Here is a 976-nt window from a genome sequence, read left to right as displayed (position 1 = left end):
CCGGCGCCGCGCGCGGCCGCGGGGGCCCGCGTGCGTCCGCCGGGCGGCCTCGCCGGGTCGGTCCCCGGGCGCCACGGTCCGCCTGCTCATGCTGCCTGCCCTCGTCGGTCTGCGGGCGGCGCGGGAGCGCGCTCACCCGGCCGACAGCCAAACGGCACCGGCACACGATCAGGCCGACACCGCGCGAACACCGGGCGGACGGCGTCGAAACAAACAGGGTTGTCCGTACAGGTTTGACCCGGGCCCGGCGCCTGACCGACCTTCAACCGGGCCGGAAGGTAGCCGAATTCCTAGCCGGCCACCTCCGCGAGCAGCCGGGCGGCGTGCACCCGTCCGGCGTGCTCGACCAGGCTGATCAGCACGTTCTTGCCGGAGTCGCGGCGCCGGGCGTCGCAGAGCACCACCGGGGTGGCCGGGTCCAGGTCGAGGGCCGCGGAGACGTCCTCGACCCGGTGCACCCGGCTGCCCGCGAACTGGTTGACGGCGACCACGAACGGGATGCCGCGGTGCTCGAAGAAGTCGACGGCGGGGAAGCAGTCGGTCAGCCGCCGGGTGTCGGCGAGCACCACGGCACCGAGTGCCCCCTGGGCCAGTTCGTCCCAGAGGAACCAGAACCTGTCCTGTCCGGGGGTGCCGAACAGGTACACCGACAGGCCCTCGCGGATGGTGATCCGGCCGAAGTCCATCGCGACCGTGGTGGTGGTCTTCCGTTCCACCCCGCCGAGGTCGTCCACGCCCCGCCCGGCGGCGCTGAGTTGCTCCTCGGTACGCAGCGGGCGGATCTCGCTGACCGAGCCGACCAGGGTGGTCTTGCCCACCCCGAACCCGCCCGCGACCAGGATCTTCAGGGCCAGGTCCGGGGTGTCGGCGGGCCGTGGGTACGCGACCGGCGCGGGGGTCCCGGGCGATGCCGGGTCACAGTGCGCGGAGTCCATGGACGATCTCCTGGAGGATGTGTGCGTCGGGCAGCAGGGCC

1 protein-coding gene is annotated in these 976 nt (G+C 73.5%); it reads right to left on the bottom strand.

Annotation, left to right across the window (positions count from 1 at the left end):
- Positions 1-290 precede the first annotated feature (290 nt).
- On the bottom strand, positions 291-935 hold the full coding sequence (locus AA75_RS36995; RefSeq protein ID WP_082527107.1) for an ATP/GTP-binding protein: 645 nt from the start codon (positions 933-935) through the stop codon (positions 291-293).
- Positions 936-976 lie beyond the last annotated feature (41 nt).

This window comes from Kitasatospora sp. MBT63 (genome assembly GCF_000710465.2).
Classification (GTDB): domain Bacteria; phylum Actinomycetota; class Actinomycetes; order Streptomycetales; family Streptomycetaceae; genus Kitasatospora.
The sequence above is the reverse complement of the archived record's forward strand: the minus strand, read 5'-3'. Positions and strand labels throughout refer to the sequence as shown.